Below are 16,572 nucleotides of genomic sequence, written 5' to 3'. Positions count from 1 at the left end.
TTTTGTTTCACTTGTGTTATTATTATCGGATTAATTTTATTCAATGAGCGCTAATGTCTGTATCGAACCATCAATCTTTTATCTCTGACGAAAACGATATTTGTCATAAACTGTTCCAAGCCGCAATCGATACCCAACCGAATCTTATTGTTTTAATGCACGATCACACCCCGATACTTTTCAATAAAGCATTCCAAGACTTCAGCGGAATGCCGAACGTCAAAATGTTTTTACGTGAATTCGGTTCACTTCCGAACCGTTTCGTCCCTCATGACGCCTATTTTCATGCCGGAAAGGCATCCGATCTCGATCAATGGACCTCTTCTGTGATGGAACTCCCTGAGAGTGAGCGTATCGTCAGTATGATCAACTATCGTGCAGAACCGTTTGCCTTTTCTCTCACGGTCGATAAACCGGTAGAGGGGTATACGATTGTCTCATTTACCGATATTTCCCAGGATCTCATCAAACGGATCATGATTGAAAACGATGTCAGCATCGACAAAGAGAGCGGCGCATTCAATAAAGACTACTTCGTCCATACGGCAAAAAGCTTCCAAAATGCTGCACTGTTTAACGAAAAAGCGATCGGAATAACGATCATTGAAATACTCTCATCACGTTGTGACAGCGATAAATGCATGCACGATTTCACATCCAGTTTAAAAAGCCATATCCGCCAAAGCGATATGCTTGTACGCTGGGACAAAAAAATCTTTTTATTAGCGTATCTGGTCGAGAACGGCGAAAATGTCCGCAAATTCAGCCAAAAACTTCTCCGTGTCATGACCGAAGAGCCGTTTGAGCATCTGCAATCGGTGCATATCCGTCTGGGAAGTTCGATTCAGCAAGAGAATGAAGCGATTTTCGACATTATCAGCCGTGCTGAAGATGCCCTTCATCAAGCTTCCCCTGCACAAAGCGCATTTTTGTAAAACGTTACAAGTCGCACGTCCGTTTTTCGTTCTTAGAATAAGCATAATGTGCCAAGCCCGTCATTCTCACATGAATCGTTTTAATGAGCGATGAACGAATCTTTTTTGGTGATTGCGCAATAGATGTATTTTTATACCGTTCACCCTGAGCCTGTCGAAGGGTGTTTTGTTCATGGTTCGACAAGCTCACCACGAATGGAAAGCTGGGTTATGCAAGAAGTCTAATATGCGATTTTCTGGATAGATGTATACATCCCAACCCCCTTTCAGAGAAAAGAGTTTTATGACAACTTTTTAATCACTATAGCGCGTTGACGTAAAATATATACATTTTAACAAAATCAAACATCATATTCTTCGCCGAGTTCCGATCGTGTCAATCGAAGCCGCTCTGCCAAAACCGCCGCTAAGCTCTGCATAAAATGGAGTGCCGTTTTTTTATGATGAAGCGCAAACTGTTCAAACGCATCGCGGCGGATGCTATAAAGCTCGGTATCGCTTGATGCAATGGTATCAGTGTAATGTGGCGCCCCCTCCAAAAAGGAGAACTCTCCAAAAAAATTGTTCCGCCGAAGGGTATTGAGATGGACACTTTTGCGCCCTGGATATGGGAGCATGATACGCACCGATCCTTTACGGATCAAAAATATTTCGCCGCTCCCCTCCCCTTCGGAATAGATGACCTCCCCTTTTTTGTAGCTTCTTGTCTCGACAAGAGTGCGCAGCTCTTCTATGGTTTCCTCTTTGCGCCCTTTGAAGAGATCAAACTCGCTCAGATCCAATGCATCGTCGTGATCCGTGATAATCATCCCCTCTTTGATGATTTTGTGCTCAACCCATTCAATCGCATCGTCCAAATCGTCAAACACTTTGATCGGGCTCAAGTGTTTGAGCAATCCGACTTGGTTGAAATAGTGCTCCATATCATCACCTGTCGGGAGTTTGTGAGGGAGGCGGCATAACAAAAGGTAGCCGTCACGTTCATGGAGAATGTCTTTGATCTGCAACAAAATATGGGCAGCGGTGAGATCGACGTTTTGCACCCGCTTCATATCCATGATAATGTATTTTTTGTATTGTAAATCCTCTTGGAGCATCGTATAGAGCTGATTTGCCGTACCGAAAAAGAGACTCCCGTGAAGCTCATAGACAGAGAAAATGTCTCTCTTGGAATTCAGCAGATTCTCCTCCTCTTTTCCCCGAACAATCTTGCTCCGTACCTCCGTTCCGTCTTGGTGACGATAGACGACGGATGCGCCGATCTGCTGGATGATATAAAGGACTACCGCCAACATCAATCCAACACCTGCCGCCGCGATCAAGCTAACGGAGAGTGCCGTAATCGCAACCACTACGATGATGAAAAAATCGAGCATCGTTTGACGGGAACGGAGCAGTTTCATGCTGTGCCTATCGATCATTCGAAAACCGATAACGATCAAAATTCCCGCCAACGAAGCAACCGGAATCCATGCGATGAAACCGGCCAATACAACGAAAGCAACGATCGCCATAATCCCCTCGATGAATCCGGAGAGCCGCGTTTGAGCACCGCTGGAAAGATTAACCATCGTCGGTCCCATCGTCCCTGATCCGGGCATCCCCCCGATCAATGCGGAAACGATATTTCCTGAACCCTGCGCGATAAGTTCACGGTTCGAATTATGGAACGAATGGGTCATCGAATCGAGAATAATACAGGTTTTCAACGTGTCGATCGACAACAGTGCCGCCAACGTCAACGCGGGAAAAAGCAACAATGAATAATCATTGACACCCATATGGAAGATATTGGTAAAGCGTCCCAAAAACGAATCAATAAAATTGATACCGCCGCTCCCTCCGAGTTCACCGATGACAAAAATGTTATTCGGCTCAAATAGAGCATGATCGATCATTCCCAATGCCCCATATGCAATCATTCCAACTAACAACGCGATGATAACCGCAGGAACTGCACGCGAAATTTTGCCGGCATAGATCATCGTTACAATCGTTATGGCTCCAATGAGAATGCTTTGCCATTGCCAAGCCGTGAGGATTCGAAATACATCCCAAAAATGGGTCCCTTGGGGCAGTCCAACAAATATCGGTGTTTGCGCCGCGATAATATAAAGACCAACACCGCTTAGATAGCCGCTGACAACAGGAAAAGGCATATATTTAATCAATCGCCCCAGTCCGATAACACCGAAAAGAATTTGAAAAATCCCCGCCAATAACACAACAATCATCAACATCGAAAAAACGAGATCGGCACCCATATCTACGGAGATATAATGCATGGCAAATGCGGATAAAACGGCAGCGGCGGGGGCGCTAGGTGCAGAGATTAGACGATCGGTTCCGCGCATCAACGATACCACAATTCCCATCGCCGCAACCCCCAAAATCCCCGCGACCGCACCGTATGCCCCGTAGTGTCCTCCGATATTTGCGTAAATGGTTACCCCAAATGCGATAGCAGAAGGGAGTGCGACCAGCATCGCCGCCGTACCGCCCCAAAAATCACCCGAAAAATTTGCTATCTTTATCATACACACTCATCCCCTACCCACACAAACGATTACTTAGTTTTATTGTATCCAAAATAGGTTTGCGTTGCATACGGTTATGTTTTCCGTGTTACAATCACGCCATGAATTCATCCCCTTCCAACACCCATCTGGGCATTCTTTATATGCTATTTGCCTCGTTTTTATTTGCCCTCACGATGCTCTTTGCAAAACTCCTCTCCCAGTCGATGGGGTCAGTCGAAGTGACCTTTTGGCGCAATGCGATCGGGTTGGCGGTTATCGGTACGTTTATCGCACGAAAACCGATCAAAAATATTGGGGGAAAACCGCTAACACTCATTTTTAGAGGGGTAGTGGGAACCGTCGCTCTGCTGGCATTTTTCTATACCGTCAGTGCGACATCCCTCTCAAATGCCATCGTCTATGCCAAAACGGAACCGATTTTTACCGCGATACTCGCCTTTTTCGTATTGAAAGAGAAGCTCAAACCTCAAGCACTAATCGCCATTCTCATCGGATTTTCGGGTGTCGCAATGCTCAGTGACATGGAGATGGGATATTTGCATATCATGGGGATCCTGTGCGGCTTTCTCTCCGCACTCGCTTATACGAGCGTCCGAAGTTTAAAAGCCTATTATGACGAACGTACCGTCGTTTTGTCCTTTATGATTTCGGGAGTCCTTATCCCTGCACTCTTAATGGTTGCTGCACCCTATGCAATCTCAGACATATTCGCTTTTGCTTTTAATCCCTATACACAGCCGATCGGAATCGATTGGCTATGGATTGCACTGATGGGTATTGCCGCCGCGTACGGACAAATTTACATGACTCGTGCCTATTTTTATGCCAAAGCGGGGATTGTGAGTACGGTGAGCTACTCCGTTGTCTTGTTTGCGACAATGTTCGGAGTACTGCTGGGAGACGTTCTTCCCACCCCAGCAGTAATCACCGGAGGGGTGATGATCGTCCTCAGCGGGATTTTGCTCTCACGGCAAAAATAGATTTATAATTTTATGTGCTTGGATATCGAGTCGCCGAGTTTATCCAGCGGCATTTTTTTATCTTCGGGTGTCTCTTGGGTATCATGTTTTTCGGGTGCCACAACAGCTGGAGGGGTCTCTTTTACCGATGGTTTTATCTCTGCGGGAACTACCGGCTGCGCTTTGACTTCAGGCTGAACGGGAGTAGAGGTGACATTGCTCTCAGCGGAGAGATTGGCATCACTTGACGCATTGGTATCATTTCCATAATTTCGAGCAATATACTCGTCTAAAAAAAATGCTTTAAAAATCAGAAAAGCAATAGCAAATAAAAAAAGATACATTACACGTCGCATTTTGCTTCCTCCTCGTATGAAGACTATATTTTATCGTATATTATCGACTGTTTTTAAATAAGTCGTAATTTTGCTACAAAGAGTAATGAAATTACGCCAAATCACTGGCACTCGATCAGATCAACAAATCATTACGTTCGTTGGATCAAAAGAGTAGCCAAATCAACAGGGCTGTTCCGATCAAAAGATTGACCCAGCTTCCCCCATCTTCGAAGAGCATCACCAGCAGATCACCATACGACTTTTCAACCAAAGAGGGAGCATGCAAAAGAGTCTCTTTCGCATAGGCCGTAATCTCGGCACCCCAAATAAAAGCAATAATCTCTGGAGCGATAAAAAAGAGGATAACACCCAAAAAGCCCCATAGCGTTTTTTCGGGCTTTAACGATGTTAACGCTTTTTGCGTTGCGGGGTTGTTGGCAATATGGTGTAGTTTTTGTTTCATGCGTTTCATATCGATGTAAAAAATTATGTTTATTATACAAACCATTCGGTTAAAACTAAAAACACGACAACTTTTACCAACCCATGATTAATACAAACGGATTTAAAAAAGCTTTTTAAATCATTCTCGATTTTATTAACGAAAAATGGGTAGAATGCGCCCTTATGAAACGAACCGACTCTTTTTCTCTTTACGCATTCATCATCGCCCTCTTGGTTCACCTCATCATTTTGCTTGTACTCATTTTACTCGATCAACTCAAACCTGCTCCGCCTCCCGAAACGAAACCATCAGAACCTCATGAAGAGCGCTTTCGCCTCTCGATCAAAGATCGCCCGAACATTCAAAAAGAAGCCATTGTCAAAAACAACATCCCAAAAGTCCTCCCTTTGCGTCCTATCCCGCGCGGAGAACAGATGATCAAAGAGACTCAGCCTATACCGAAGCCGCCTATTCCAAAACCGACACCGCCGGAAGTAAAACCGACGCCACCCGCTCCCGAACCGCAACCGGAACCAAAAAAAGCGTTCGAGCGCCATGTTGCCAAAACCGTCGCCGCCATCGAGCGTACTCCGATGCCGCCGAAAGAGTTCAATCTGCACGACAGTTTTGCCAAAGCCGACCCATCCGCACGGGAGAATATGACACGCAGTACAACCAAGATTACCGACAGTATCCAAAAGCTTTATGGGGATAAGTTCAACGAACTCTCAGAGGGGGAGCAAAAATACATCCTTGACAACCAAGAAGTGATGCGGCGGATCACCCAAAACGTACTGGATCGCTACGGGCATTCGCGTATCCCCGATAATATCCGAGGCAACGATACCAACATGATCGAATTTTATCTCTATCCTGATGGCAGTATTTCCGATCTTCATTTTCTCAAAAATAGTCAACTCTCTATTTTGGACGATACAACCAAAGAAGTAATTGAGCTTGCCTATTCGAAATATCCCCACCCACAACAAAAAACCCTTATCCGCTACCGTGTTTGGTACAATCTTACGGGATACTAAACGTCATCGAGAGTTTAAAACCGCTAACGCCCCCTTATAGATCGGCTCGTCGATAAAGCCGTACCTCTCATCGGCAAATCCGCTGATTCCGCGCGCACGGTGTTCTTCAAATAAACGGACAATTTCGCCGCACCGTGCGATTTCGGCCTCGCTGTGTCCGAAAATCTCATGGATCAAACTCACCTGAGCGGGGGCAATACACCCTTTGGCTTCATACCCCATCATTTTTTCCAATTCCAACCAGTTGCGAAGTCCGTCATGGTTTTTGTAATCCTGATAGACGAAAGAGACCGGCTTCACACCGCACGATCGACTTGTCACCAAAAAATGGGACAGCATATAATGGACCATCGGATTGTCGCACAATAAAAGGCTCTGCGAAAGCCCCAAATCGGCAAACAAATCGAGAATCCCCAGATAATACGCTTTGATACGCGGAGAGATCGCCAATTCGCGTATTGCAAGCCACGCTTCTTTGGTTTCGATGGAGAGGTGAATTTCAATTGTTTCATCCACCAGCGACAATGCACGTGTGACATCTTCTACCGATCGCACTTTGGGGATACGGATCGCATCGGGCATGTACGGGTTCAAAAATGCAATCTCCTCAGCACCCCCCTCCTCCAGGGGGTTGACTCTCACCACCAGTTTTTTATCGCATTTTGGGTTGGAAGCCAACACCATTGCACACAAGACGAGTGCATAGGGCTTTTGTTCCGCACTTACTCCGTCTTCGAGGTTCAACATGAGACATTCGGCATCAAGGGTGGGTATTTTAGAGAGGTGTTTGAGGTTATGGGTCGAAATCATCATCGCGGAACGAAACGACATCGAACGGTTCAGTTCCCGTTTTTGGGGAGCGGCTAACGCTTTTAACGCGGTGATCTCACCGCTTTCAATCAGATCATTTAGTTTTTGGAGGTTGTGGAGCGGCTGCACGTTTGAACTCCTCACGGTGGAGATAATAATAGAGGGTTTGTATCTCCGTATCGGTCAAATAATAACGGGGCATTCCCAAAATTCGGTCGTTTAGTTTCTCATAAAAATCTTTGAAAGAAAGCTTTCGGATTGCGGGTCCCGCAAACACTTTTTTTTCACCGTTGTCTCGGTATTGGGCGACCATTTTCCCCTCGCCCGCTTCTCCGTGACACAAATGACACCCAACGCCGCGAGGGTTATGGTAGAGCCCTGCAGCATACTCTTCTTTCGTGATAAACGATTCTCCGTACGAAAGAGAGAAGGTCAAAAATAGTAGAAAAACCCCGCGCACTTGATCCCTTTAACCAAATATTAGTCTTTTAGCGGTATCATACCCAAAAACAATTTGACGGTGATTAAATGCAAATTCTTGACGGTAAAGCGCTCGCACAAAAAATCGAAGAAAAAGTCTCCCTCGGAGCCAAAGAGCTCAAAGCCACTACCGGGCGCGTCCCCGGCCTGGCGGTGATTTTGGTCGGACATGATCCTGCGAGTCAAGCGTATGTCGGAATGAAGAAAAAAGCGTGCGACCGTGCGGGATTTTATTCGGTTACCCACGAAATGCCCGATGATATTTCCCAAGATGCGATCATCAAAACCATCGAAATGATGAATACCAATCCCAATATCGACGGGATTTTGATCCAGCTTCCCCTTCCAAAACACATCGATACGACCAAAATCCTTGAAGTGGTCGCCCCGACGAAAGACGTTGACGGATTCCATCCCTACAATGTCGGTCGTCTCGCAACGGGATTAGACGGATTCGTTCCGTGTACACCACTTGGTGTGATGGAGCTTTTAGCGGAATACAACATCGACCCGAAAGGGAAAAACTGTTGTGTCGTCGGCGCCTCGAATATCGTCGGAAAACCGATGGCGGCGTTGCTCCTCAACGCCAACGCGACCGTTGAAATCTGCCACATTTTTACCGATGATTTGAAAAAGCACACCCTTGCAGCCGACATTATCCTCGTCGGTGCCGGTGTTATCAACCTGATCAAAGAGGATATGGTTCGCGATGATGCGATCGTTATCGACATCGGTATTAACCGTGCATCTGACGGTCGCCTTGTCGGAGACGTCGATTACAATGCGGTAGCTCCTAAAACTTCGTACATCACTCCGGTACCGGGCGGAGTTGGACCGATGACGATCGCGATGCTCCTCTCAAACACCCTAAAAGCTGCACAAATTCACATAGAAGAAGAGAAATAATTTGAAAAAAAAGATCCTTTCTGCGGCGCACAGTGCCTACCGTTTTTCCAATACTTGGACAGGGACAATCATTATTGTTTTATTCGTCATCTTTTTCGTCGCACAAGCATTCCGTATTCCGAGCGGATCGATGAAAGACTCTCTTTTGGTCGGAGATCATCTGTTTGCGAAAAAATTTGCATACGGTATCTCAACCCCGCATTTACCGTTTCTTGAAATTCCGCTCATTCCGGGGACAGACGGACACATTATCGACGGTGATGAGCCCAAACGCGGCGACATTGTCATCTTTCGATACCCGAACAACCAACAAATGCACTACGTCAAACGGTGTGTCGCATTACCGGGAGATGAGCTTTTTGTCCAAGACAAAATTCTCTACCTCCATCCGCGAGAGGGAAATGAATACGCCGCAAAAGCGTTTCCGGGCTATGAGCTCATCACGATTGACGGTAAAGTATGGGTAAAAGATCCGTACACCAAAGAACATCCTGGGATTCATCACGACGATCACATCGTGGATGATGGGATGATGCCGAGTGAAATTTTCAATTTTGCCCCAATCCAAGTACCGGAAAAACAGTACTTCATGATGGGTGACAACCGTGACCATTCCAACGACAGCCGTTTTTGGGGAGCCGTTCCATACGGTTTGATCGAGGGGACACCGTGGTTCGTCTATTTCAGCCTCAATGCCAACTATGAAGTAAGATGGGATCGAATCGGAAAAACTCCTGCCGATTTAGAGCAAAAAGAACCGCTCAGCCGCTCAGTTGCTGAACGTATACGCGAAGACGACGAAGCCGCCAATAAACATGAACTTTATTGAGCCATTCGAAATCGCTGCGGCGATCCTTGCCTTACTTGTAGCAATCATCGGACATGAAATCATGCACGGATGGGTCGCCTACAAATACGGCGATATGACGGCAAAAAGCCAAGGGCGCCTGAGTATCAACCCCCTCATCCATATCGACCCTTTCGGATCGATTTTAGTCCCGCTTATGACCTATTTTGTCCCTATGCTTCTCGGTGCTTCGAGTGGTTTTTTATTCGGATGGGCAAAACCCGTTCCCGTAAACACCTATACGGTATTGCGCAACGGCGGTTACAACGCAGCCATGCAGGTGAGTTTGGCGGGGATTGCCTACAATATTTTTTTAGCAACCCTCACCTCCGTTATCCTCGTTTCTCTTTCCCAACCGGGAGAATCGGATAGCTTGCTCTATATTTTCGGATATCTCTTTGTAATGAAGCTTTTGCTGATCAATGTCGTCCTTGCCGTCTTCAATCTCCTCCCCATACCGGGGTTTGACGGTGCCCATTTCATCACCTATTTGAGTCTGAAAATGAAAATGAATGCCGTTGCTGAATTTTTCGTCAAAGCCGAACCTTATGGAATGATTGCTATTATCATCATATTGGTTACACCGCTCAAAATTCCGTTGGTCATTTGGCCTATCAACGCGGTCTTACAATTACTATTGAACTAGGGAGAATTATGAAATTTTACGTTGCTACCGATCACGCTGGAATTGATATGAAAGATTTTACCGTTGAACTCCTCCGTTCAAAAGGGCATGAGGTGATCGATTTAGGTCCGTTTGACAAGACCAGAGTCGATTATCCCGACTATGCGGTAAAAGTGTGTGAAAATGTCCTTGCTGATCCCACTTCGCAGGGGATTTTGATCTGCGGTTCAGGAATCGGAATGTCGATGGCGGCGAATCGTCATAGCGGTATCCGTGCCGCACTCTGCCATGATGCCTATACCGCAACCGTCGCACGGGGGCACAATGATGCAAACGTATTGTGCTTCGGAGAGCGAATCGTTGGACAAGGGGTAGCCGAATCGATTCTGGATGCATGGATTGCAGGAGTATTCGAAGGGGGCCGCCACTGCGGTCGTGTTGAAAAAATTGAGGCGATCAAAGGATAAGGGATGTTTTTAGAGTGGTCATTGCTCACCGTCGTTACCTTAACGGCACTGTTCTTTTTAGTCAAAATGTTCTACTTTCGTAGTATCACGGTCAAAGAACAACGCAGCAATGAAATGATGAAACTCACCCTCAAAGAGGCCGAAGTATTGATCCGTAAATACCAAATCCAGCTTCAGCGGGCACTCGGAAATGTTGACATCCTCAGCGAAGAACTCAACAACCTCCGCAATGAAGTCAAATCGCTCAAACAGCGTAACTCGAAACACCGTTCCGAAACCGACCGCCTCCAAAACAAAATCAAAGAGCTTGAAGGGCGTATTGACGCACTTATTTAAACGAAGGAAATTTTATGAATCTCAGCATCAACGATAGAGCTATTTTGATCAATGCCATTCGCGATATTCCCGATTTTCCAAAACCCGGAATCATTTTCAAAGACATCACTACCCTCCTCAATGATGGTGAAGCATTCGGCGTCTTGATGCGCCATCTGCATGAGCGTTACGCCTCGTATGATCTTACTCATATTGCTGGGATTGATGCGCGGGGATTCATTTTCGGTGCTGCGTTGGCACAGATGCTGGGAGTCGGCTTCGTTCCGATTCGTAAAAAGGGGAAACTCCCCTATACCACCGTCTCGGAAAAATATTCCCTCGAATACGGCGTGGATGAAGTGGAGATCCATATCGATGCATTTAGCGGTGTTGCGAAACCGCGTGTTTTGCTGATCGATGATTTGATCGCTACGGGGGGAACCGCGTATGCGGCGGCCAATCTCATCAACAAAGTGGGTGCCGAGTGTATCGAAGCATGTTTCGTGATGGGGCTCGATTTTTTGAGCGGCCAAAGCAAATTGCGAGAATTAGTTGAAGTTTATACCGTAATCGGAGTTGATTGATGTACATCCCTTCCCCTTCCAAATTTGATCCCGTAGAGGGACACTTCGGCATTTTCGGAGGACGTTACGTCCCTGAGACATTGATGCCGGCACTGCTTGAACTCGAAGAAGCCTACAAAGCGATCCGATTCGATGAGACATTTTGGAGCGAAGTAGACGGCTATCTGCGCGACTACGTCGGCCGTCCGAGTCCTCTATACTACGCTGCCAACCTCTCTGAGGAGTTGGGTGCGAAAATCTATCTCAAGCGCGAAGATTTGAACCACACGGGGGCTCATAAAGTCAATAACGTTATCGCCCAAGGGTTGATGGCAAAACGGTTAGGGAAGAAAAAGGTCATCGCTGAAACAGGTGCGGGTCAGCACGGTGTTGCAACCGCCACGATTGCCGCATTGCTTGGATTGGAATGTGAAATCTTCATGGGAGCCAAAGACGTAGCACGTCAGGAGCTCAACGTCTTTCGGATGAAACTTTTAGGTGCTAAAGTCCACGCTGTCGAAAGCGGGAGCAAAACCCTCAAAGATGCGATGAACGACGCAATCCGACACTGGGTTACCCATGCACGTGATACGTTTTACATCATCGGAACCGTTGCGGGACCGCACCCATACCCAATGATGGTACGCGATTTTCAGGCGATCATCGGGTGTGAGGCGCGTGCACAAATCCTCGAAAAAGAGGGACGATTACCCGATCACGTCATCGCCTGTATCGGGGGAGGCTCTAATGCCATCGGTGCGTTCCAACATTTTCTTGAAGACAAAGAGGTCCGCTGTATCGGGATCGAAGCGGGAGGACACGGCGTTGAAACCGATAAACACGGCTGTTCCCTTCTCAAAGGGCGCCCAGGGGTATTGCACGGTCAAATGAGCTACCTCCTCCAAGATGATGACGGGCAGATCCTCGAAGCCCACTCGATCTCTGCAGGGCTGGATTACCCTGGCATAGGACCTGAGCACGCTTTTCACAAAGATAATAATTCGGTGAGCTACGATAATGTCACCGATGAAGAAGCGCTCGATGCATTCGTATGGCTCAGCCGTGCCGAGGGGATCATTCCGGCATTCGAGAGTGCCCATGCAATCGCCTATTTGAAAAAAATGGCTGATATCAAAGATAAGCTCATTATCGTTAATCTCTCCGGACGTGGCGACAAAGATATGATGCAAGCAAAACAAATTTTAAATTTCGATAATTAAGGCTATCCGTGGAACAACTGTTAATAGGGTGGCTTAGAGAATACGGCTACATCGTCCTCTTTTTTTGGAGTATTTTAGAAGGGGAGATGGGGCTGATAATGGCCGGTATTTTTTCCCATACGGGAGATATGTTTTTGCCATTAGCAATAGCCGTCGGCGGATTCGGCGGTTTTATCGGTGATCAGATCTACTTTTATATCGGTCGTTTCAATAAACGCTATATCCATAAAAAACTCCATTCTCAACGCCGCAAATTTGCGATTGCCCATCTGATGCTCAAAAAATACGGATGGCCGATCATTTTTGCCCAACGTTATATGTACGGAATGCGTACCGTCATCCCTATGGCCATCGGTCTCACACAATATTCGAGCCGCCAATTTGCGATTATCAATTTTATCAGCGCCATTTTCTGGGCAAGCATCACGATTATCCCCGCCTATTTCTATGGGGAAGAGATCTTGAATATCCTCAAATGGATCAAAGGGCATTGGTTTATAGCCATTCCAATCATTTTGATCGTTGTAAACCTGATTGTTATCAACATGAACCGACTGGAAAAAAATCTTTTGGAGAAACGCCGTGAACGTAAAACTGCTTAATCAGCCTTTTGAGCACATCGATGCCGAACTAAAATTAGAATTTGTCACCCCTAAAGGGCTCGAAACCCATCCCCACTCCGCTCTTTTAACCCAAGCAGGCTTCAAAGCCGATCAAGAGCAGCTCTGTGCCCTACACGAACACCGACTTCTCGTTTGCGGTATTGATGCTACTCAAAGCGATGAATTGTATCGTTCCGCTATGGCCGCAGCTATCAAAGCAGCCATGAACTTTACCTACGCATCGCTCAAATGTGCGCAATATACTCCGGAGCATTTCCGCGCCCTGATCGAAGGGGTCGTTTTGGGAAGCTATAAATTTGAAAGCTACAAATCCGATCCAAAACCCTTCAAATTGAGTGAGGTGATTTTCTCTAACGACAACCATGACGGATCTTCCAATGCTTTTGATGTATTAGAAACGACATTGCACCAAACATTGATCATCGCAAAAGCAACCAACTTTGTCCGTAACTTGGTCAACCAAACCCCCTACGATATGACACCGCAAATGATGGCAGTCACCGCCGATAAATTAGCGGCCGCAAACAATCTTGAGTGCACGATTCTCGATGTAAACGCCCTCGAAAAGGAGAAAATGAACGCGATGCTCGCCGTCGGTCGAGCCTCATCCAATCCTCCGCGACTTATCCACCTCGCCTACAAACCCGCAAACCCGAAAAAAGTGATCACTTTAGTGGGCAAAGGGCTTACCTATGATAGCGGCGGACTAAGCCTCAAAGCCTCAACTTCCATGGTCACGATGAAGATGGATAAAGCGGGAGCATGTGCCGTCATGGGGATCATCAAAGCGGTAAGTGAGTTGAAACTCGACATCGAAGTGCACGCGTTTGTGGGAGCAGTAGAGAACATGATCGGCGGTAACGCCTATAAACCCGATGACGTACTCGTAGCCAAAAACGGTAAAACCATAGAAGTACGCAACACCGATGCCGAGGGTCGTCTTGTTCTCGCCGATGTCTTAGGCTATGCCCAAGAGAATGTCAAAGCCGACTATATCTTCGATTACGCGACCCTCACAGGTGCATGTATGGTCGCACTTGGACCGTACACGACGGGAGTTATGGGACACAACGAAGAGCTTAAGCAAGAGTGGCTCAGTGCGGCGGAAGCAAGCGGTGAATACTGCGGTATTTTGCCGTTTAACCGCCACCTCAAAAAACTGATCAAAAGCGATCTCGCCGATGTCTGCAACGTCTCGTCAAAACCCTATGGTGGAGCGATCACCGCCGCTTTGTTCCTCGATAACTTCATCGATGATGATATGAAAGAGAAATGGGTACACTTTGACATCGCAGGATCTGCCTATACTGAGAGCGCATGGGATGTTCATACCTATGGTGGAACGGGTGCGGGTGTACGTATGACACTCAACTGGCTCATGGAACACTGCAAATAATCCGTTCGCCCTTCGACAGGCTCAGGGCGAACGATACTATCAAGCTCTAAAGCATCCGATAAACTTCTTTTCGGTGTGCTACTTTAACAACATACACCGTCACAATCTTATCTTCGATCTCGTATAAAATTCGATAATCCCCTACCCTGAGGCGATATTTTTCATCACCGCTCAGTTTTTTACACCCGAGCGGTCTAGGATCATTAATGAGTTCTTGGATATGTGAAACAACCCTTTTTAAAACAAGCGAAGGGAGATTTTCGATCTCCTTTGCCGCCGATTTTTTAATCTCGATTTTATAGCTTGCCATTGGCTTCCAGCTGTTTTAAAAACGACTCGAACGATAACGACTCTTCGTTTTTTCGCTCATCAAACGCTTTAAGATCACTGCTGTCCTCTCTAAACGCATCGACAACTATGTTATTGACGAGAGAGGAGAGCGATTCAGAGGTCTCTAATGCTTTGAGTTTGAGGAGTTTGAGAATGTCCTCATCCAGTGTAATCGTAGTGCGTACACTCATAGCATCTCCTTTTTATTTGCATTATAGCATAATTGCATTATGATGATATTGCATCATTTCATTTTCCGTCATCCCCGACTCGAACGGGAATCCATATCACCCCTTACTAAAGTCCAAATTAAGTCTTATTTTAATACTGTACATCACTAATAACAAAGGATTTGCACTATGTTTCAAGACATCGAAAGCTACTAAAAGATGCAAAATGCCTTAGTCCTCTTAAAACTCATGGCACAAAGTGAAGAGGACATTAAAAATAACCGTTTCGAGTCCCAAGAGATCTTTTTAAAAAAATGGAGCAAAAATTTACACAATAACCTTATCCCCCCCTCAGTCCCCACTCAACAACCCTGCGCTATAATTGTAGCAATACTTTACGCATCGAAACACTACAAGGAAACACTCAATGGGATTATCAATCGGACTCGTAGGACTACCAAACGTTGGAAAATCAACCACATTTAATGCACTCACCAAAGCACAAAACGCCGAAGCGGCAAACTATCCGTTCTGTACTATCGAACCGAACAAAGCAACCGTTCCGGTACCGGATATTCGATTAACCGAACTCGCTAAAATCGTTAACCCTGAGCGTATCCAATACTCGACTCTCGATTTCGTCGACATCGCCGGTCTCGTCAAGGGAGCCAGCAAAGGGGAAGGGTTGGGAAACAAATTCCTCTCCAACATCCGCGAAACCGAAGTAATACTTCAAATCGTCCGCTGTTTTGACGATGAGAACATCGTTCATACAGAAGGGCGTATCGATCCGATTTCGGATGTCGAGATTATCGAAAACGAACTCATTTTTGCCGACATCGAAGTCCTTACTAACCGCATCGAACGCCTCAAAAAACAGGCGAAAAACGATAAAGACGCGGCAGTAATGGTCGCGTTTGCTGAAGAGCTTGCCGAGTTTTTGGCAGAGGGGAACCTTGCTCGAAATTTTCCGAAAGCGGATACTGAAATGTTCGAAAAATTAAACAATGAAGTCCGCTTGCTCAGCGCCAAAGAGATCATGTACGGTGCGAACGTCGATGAAGACGGTCTTACCGAAGACAATGACTATGTCATCCGTCTCCGTGAACACGCGGCAAAACACGGTTGTGAAGTGATCAAACTTTGTGCAAAAATAGAAGAAGAACTGGTCGGAATGGAAGATCACGAGCGTGACGAGTTCCTACGTGATATGGGTGTTGAAGAGTCAGGATTGGAGCAAATCATCCGCAAAGGGTTCGATAAACTGGGTCTCATGAGCTACTTCACCGCAGGTGTCAAAGAGGTTCGCGCATGGACGATCCACAAAAATACAACCGCTCCGAAAGCAGCCGCCGTCATCCATAATGACTTCGAAAAAGGGTTTATCCGTGCTGAAGTAATCGGATACGAAGACTTCGTAGCGTGTGGCGGTGAAGCCAAATCAAAAGAAGCCGGAAAAATGCGCCTAGAGGGAAAAGAGTATATTGTTCAAGACGGCGATATTATGCACTTTAGATTTAACGTATAATAAGTTACCAAACACAGATAAAGGAGTATTTAATGTCT

General features: G+C 46.3%; 20 protein-coding genes. 13 read left to right on the top strand and 7 right to left on the bottom strand.

Annotated features, from left to right (window positions below):
* The first annotated feature begins 53 nt into the window (after nt 1-53).
* Entirely contained in the window at nt 54-935 is an 882-nt protein-coding gene (locus JHC35_RS04800; RefSeq protein ID WP_295042532.1) for a diguanylate cyclase, read from the top strand.
* Nucleotides 936-1,276: 341 nt separating this feature from the next.
* On the opposite strand, the gene JHC35_RS04795 is transcribed toward JHC35_RS04800, so the two are convergent.
* Complete coding sequence (locus tag JHC35_RS04795; protein ID WP_295042529.1) at nt 1,277-3,472, bottom strand: SulP family inorganic anion transporter; 2,196 nt, start codon at nt 3,470-3,472, stop codon at nt 1,277-1,279.
* Between the two features lie 101 nt (nt 3,473-3,573).
* On the opposite strand from JHC35_RS04795, the gene JHC35_RS04790 reads away from it, so the two are divergent.
* A complete protein-coding gene (locus JHC35_RS04790; protein ID WP_295042527.1) occupies nt 3,574-4,455 on the top strand; it encodes a DMT family transporter in 882 nt (293 codons plus the stop codon).
* A 2-nt stretch (nt 4,456-4,457) separates the two neighbouring features.
* On the opposite strand, the gene JHC35_RS04785 is transcribed toward JHC35_RS04790, so the two are convergent.
* Nucleotides 4,458-4,790 carry a hypothetical protein gene (locus JHC35_RS04785; protein ID WP_295042525.1) on the bottom strand — a complete coding sequence of 111 codons (333 nt, stop codon included), beginning with the start codon at nt 4,788-4,790 and terminating at the stop codon, nt 4,458-4,460.
* A 145-nt stretch (nt 4,791-4,935) separates the two neighbouring features.
* Nucleotides 4,936-5,235: a hypothetical protein gene (locus JHC35_RS04780; protein WP_295042523.1), complete on the bottom strand. Its 300-nt coding sequence runs from the start codon at nt 5,233-5,235 to the stop codon at nt 4,936-4,938.
* 164 nt (nt 5,236-5,399) lie between these two features.
* Between JHC35_RS04780 and JHC35_RS04775 the strand changes: the two genes are divergently transcribed.
* Nucleotides 5,400-6,254: a hypothetical protein gene (locus JHC35_RS04775; protein WP_295042521.1), complete on the top strand. Its 855-nt coding sequence runs from the start codon at nt 5,400-5,402 to the stop codon at nt 6,252-6,254.
* 3 nt (nt 6,255-6,257) lie between these two features.
* Here JHC35_RS04775 and JHC35_RS04770 read toward each other — a convergent pair whose 3' ends face one another.
* Both JHC35_RS04770 and JHC35_RS04765 read right to left on the bottom strand, forming a co-directional pair.
* Nucleotides 6,258-7,193, bottom strand: a complete 936-nt coding sequence (locus tag JHC35_RS04770) for an aldolase/citrate lyase family protein (RefSeq protein WP_295042519.1) — start codon at nt 7,191-7,193, stop codon at nt 6,258-6,260.
* Nucleotides 7,159-7,524 carry a cytochrome c gene (locus JHC35_RS04765; RefSeq protein WP_295042517.1) on the bottom strand — a complete coding sequence of 122 codons (366 nt, stop codon included), beginning with the start codon at nt 7,522-7,524 and terminating at the stop codon, nt 7,159-7,161. The genes JHC35_RS04770 and JHC35_RS04765 overlap by 35 nt, the downstream gene beginning before the upstream one ends.
* Nucleotides 7,525-7,592: 68 nt before the next feature.
* Between JHC35_RS04765 and folD the strand changes: the two genes are divergently transcribed.
* The 9 genes from folD to JHC35_RS04720 are packed head-to-tail and all read left to right on the top strand — an operon-like array spanning nt 7,593 to nt 14,506.
* Nucleotides 7,593-8,450: a bifunctional methylenetetrahydrofolate dehydrogenase/methenyltetrahydrofolate cyclohydrolase FolD gene (gene folD / locus JHC35_RS04760; RefSeq protein WP_295042515.1), complete on the top strand. Its 858-nt coding sequence runs from the start codon at nt 7,593-7,595 to the stop codon at nt 8,448-8,450.
* 1 nt (nt 8,451) lies between these two features.
* Entirely contained in the window at nt 8,452-9,279 is an 828-nt protein-coding gene (lepB, locus tag JHC35_RS04755; protein WP_295042513.1) for a signal peptidase I, read from the top strand.
* Complete coding sequence (locus tag JHC35_RS04750; RefSeq protein ID WP_295042511.1) at nt 9,266-9,943, top strand: site-2 protease family protein; 678 nt, start codon at nt 9,266-9,268, stop codon at nt 9,941-9,943. The genes lepB and JHC35_RS04750 overlap by 14 nt, the downstream gene beginning before the upstream one ends.
* Before the next feature lie 8 nt (nt 9,944-9,951).
* Complete coding sequence (rpiB, locus tag JHC35_RS04745; RefSeq protein ID WP_295042509.1) at nt 9,952-10,389, top strand: ribose 5-phosphate isomerase B; 438 nt, start codon at nt 9,952-9,954, stop codon at nt 10,387-10,389.
* A gap of 3 nt (nt 10,390-10,392) precedes the next feature.
* On the top strand, nt 10,393-10,725 hold the full coding sequence (locus JHC35_RS04740; RefSeq protein ID WP_295042507.1) for a hypothetical protein: 333 nt from the start codon (nt 10,393-10,395) through the stop codon (nt 10,723-10,725).
* 14 nt (nt 10,726-10,739) lie between these two features.
* Entirely contained in the window at nt 10,740-11,288 is a 549-nt protein-coding gene (locus JHC35_RS04735; protein WP_295042505.1) for an adenine phosphoribosyltransferase, read from the top strand.
* A complete protein-coding gene (gene trpB / locus JHC35_RS04730; RefSeq protein ID WP_295042504.1) occupies nt 11,288-12,487 on the top strand; it encodes a tryptophan synthase subunit beta in 1,200 nt (399 codons plus the stop codon). Before JHC35_RS04735 ends, trpB begins: the two co-directional genes overlap by 1 nt.
* A gap of 8 nt (nt 12,488-12,495) precedes the next feature.
* Nucleotides 12,496-13,089: a DedA family protein gene (locus JHC35_RS04725; RefSeq protein ID WP_295042502.1), complete on the top strand. Its 594-nt coding sequence runs from the start codon at nt 12,496-12,498 to the stop codon at nt 13,087-13,089.
* Entirely contained in the window at nt 13,070-14,506 is a 1,437-nt protein-coding gene (locus JHC35_RS04720; RefSeq protein WP_295042500.1) for a leucyl aminopeptidase, read from the top strand. Before JHC35_RS04725 ends, JHC35_RS04720 begins: the two co-directional genes overlap by 20 nt.
* A 46-nt stretch (nt 14,507-14,552) precedes the next feature.
* Here JHC35_RS04720 and JHC35_RS04715 read toward each other — a convergent pair whose 3' ends face one another.
* Together JHC35_RS04715 and JHC35_RS04710 are read right to left on the bottom strand one after the other, a co-directional pair.
* A complete protein-coding gene (locus JHC35_RS04715) occupies nt 14,553-14,816 on the bottom strand; it encodes a type II toxin-antitoxin system RelE/ParE family toxin (RefSeq protein WP_295042498.1) in 264 nt (87 codons plus the stop codon).
* The gene (locus JHC35_RS04710; RefSeq protein ID WP_295042496.1) at nt 14,803-15,027 is read right to left on the bottom strand and encodes a hypothetical protein; all 225 of its coding nucleotides are present in this window, start codon (nt 15,025-15,027) and stop codon (nt 14,803-14,805) included. Before JHC35_RS04710 ends, JHC35_RS04715 begins: the two co-directional genes overlap by 14 nt.
* A gap of 406 nt (nt 15,028-15,433) precedes the next feature.
* Between JHC35_RS04710 and ychF the strand changes: the two genes are divergently transcribed.
* Nucleotides 15,434-16,534, top strand: a complete 1,101-nt coding sequence (gene ychF, locus JHC35_RS04705) for a redox-regulated ATPase YchF (protein WP_295042494.1) — start codon at nt 15,434-15,436, stop codon at nt 16,532-16,534.
* Nucleotides 16,535-16,572 lie beyond the last annotated feature (38 nt).

Source organism: Sulfuricurvum sp., from assembly GCF_022759005.1.
GTDB lineage: Bacteria > Campylobacterota > Campylobacteria > Campylobacterales > Sulfurimonadaceae > Sulfuricurvum.
This window is presented reverse-complemented; position numbering and strand designations above follow the sequence as displayed.

Excerpts from the sequence above, each read along its gene's own strand:
- JHC35_RS04800 (WP_295042532.1), top strand. The coding sequence starts at position 54 with ATGTCTGTATCGAACCATCAATCTTTTATCTCTGACGAAAACGATATT.
- JHC35_RS04795 (WP_295042529.1), bottom strand. The coding sequence starts at position 3,472 with ATGATAAAGATAGCAAATTTTTCGGGTGATTTTTGGGGCGGTACGGCG.
- JHC35_RS04790 (WP_295042527.1), top strand. The coding sequence starts at position 3,574 with ATGAATTCATCCCCTTCCAACACCCATCTGGGCATTCTTTATATGCTA.
- JHC35_RS04785 (WP_295042525.1), bottom strand. The coding sequence starts at position 4,790 with ATGCGACGTGTAATGTATCTTTTTTTATTTGCTATTGCTTTTCTGATT.
- JHC35_RS04780 (WP_295042523.1), bottom strand. The coding sequence starts at position 5,235 with ATGAAACAAAAACTACACCATATTGCCAACAACCCCGCAACGCAAAAA.
- JHC35_RS04775 (WP_295042521.1), top strand. The coding sequence starts at position 5,400 with ATGAAACGAACCGACTCTTTTTCTCTTTACGCATTCATCATCGCCCTC.
- folD (WP_295042515.1), top strand. The coding sequence starts at position 7,593 with ATGCAAATTCTTGACGGTAAAGCGCTCGCACAAAAAATCGAAGAAAAA.
- JHC35_RS04750 (WP_295042511.1), top strand. The coding sequence starts at position 9,266 with ATGAACTTTATTGAGCCATTCGAAATCGCTGCGGCGATCCTTGCCTTA.
- rpiB (WP_295042509.1), top strand. The coding sequence starts at position 9,952 with ATGAAATTTTACGTTGCTACCGATCACGCTGGAATTGATATGAAAGAT.
- JHC35_RS04740 (WP_295042507.1), top strand. The coding sequence starts at position 10,393 with ATGTTTTTAGAGTGGTCATTGCTCACCGTCGTTACCTTAACGGCACTG.
- JHC35_RS04735 (WP_295042505.1), top strand. The coding sequence starts at position 10,740 with ATGAATCTCAGCATCAACGATAGAGCTATTTTGATCAATGCCATTCGC.
- trpB (WP_295042504.1), top strand. The coding sequence starts at position 11,288 with ATGTACATCCCTTCCCCTTCCAAATTTGATCCCGTAGAGGGACACTTC.
- JHC35_RS04715 (WP_295042498.1), bottom strand. The coding sequence starts at position 14,816 with ATGGCAAGCTATAAAATCGAGATTAAAAAATCGGCGGCAAAGGAGATC.
- JHC35_RS04710 (WP_295042496.1), bottom strand. The coding sequence starts at position 15,027 with ATGAGTGTACGCACTACGATTACACTGGATGAGGACATTCTCAAACTC.
- ychF (WP_295042494.1), top strand. The coding sequence starts at position 15,434 with ATGGGATTATCAATCGGACTCGTAGGACTACCAAACGTTGGAAAATCA.